Annotated in this window: 2 pseudogenes; one reads left to right on the top strand and one right to left on the bottom strand. The window is 44.1% G+C overall.

Features of this window, described 5'->3' with window-relative positions:
- Positions 1-228: pseudogene (locus IR141_RS13665) on the bottom strand (hypothetical protein); the annotation flags it as partial.
- Between the two features lie 400 nt (positions 229-628).
- Between IR141_RS13665 and IR141_RS13660 the strand changes: the two are divergent.
- Positions 629-971 (top strand): annotated as a pseudogene (locus IR141_RS13660) (IS1595 family transposase); the annotation flags it as partial.

The raw sequence follows: 971 nt of genomic DNA, 5'->3' as shown, positions 1-971 counted from the left end.
TGGACCGCCTGACTTATTGCTGCGATATTTTTGAGACGGGCAATGATTCTTACCGGATGAAACACCGCTCATAGGGTGGCTCAATTTTAGACCACAACTGTGGCTCAGTTTTGGAATGGAATTGACACCTAAGATATCGGCAGCAGAACGTGCGGTTACTTCCAATACAAAATATTCAAGCAGTTTTCTTTGCAGACTCTTCTTTAACTTACAGTGGGTTATCTTCATTTTGGCAGCCTGTCATGACTGCTAATCTACGTCAGCCCCATAATATATCGGTCTTAGCCGTCTTGAAAAATGATAGTGTTAGTACCCATTAAAAAAAACGCGTGTTTGGGTTGAATCTGTGGATTACCCCTCCTCCGCCTAAAGGGTGTTTTACGGGAGTAATACCCGTTTTCTTCCCGATATTTTGTCCGCACGGCGGTGTCGAAGGCTTGTGCTGATGCGGCAATGACCGGGGCTTGGGTGGATTGGATAGTGTTATTCCTTGCTTGCTGAAAACGGTGTCCAAGCTACAGCAAACCCTCTTTATTTCTGTTACAGCTTTAGTTGTGCCTAACCTAAAGGGCAGTTTTGTAATTATTTAGGCTCTAGACTAGCAAAATAGCTCTGTTAGCCTAGAAAAATGAAATATAACACCAAGTTAAGTGGCTATCAGCTCAAAAAATTATCAAGCATTTTTGTGTCGGTATAGAAGCCTCAAAACCGCTTTGCCGGCAGGCTTCAACCGCAATACCATCAACCACCGGTATCGCATTTTCAGACACGAAACATACCACTGCCAAAGCGGACAAAAAGACCTGTTATACGGCAGCATAAAGGTTGATGAAAGCTATTTTGCTGCCAAACGGCAGCGCGGTTTCCATGGCAAGTCAAAGCGTGGCAGAGGAACGCTTAAACAACCCGTCTTTGGTATTTTCGAAAGAGACGGCAGGGTTTATACCGAAATCGTTCCTGATTGTAAAAAG

The sequence above is a fragment of the Neisseria sp. 19428wB4_WF04 genome, assembly GCF_015235335.1.
Taxonomy (GTDB): Bacteria; Pseudomonadota; Gammaproteobacteria; order Burkholderiales; family Neisseriaceae; genus Neisseria; species Neisseria musculi.
This window is presented reverse-complemented; position numbering and strand designations above follow the sequence as displayed.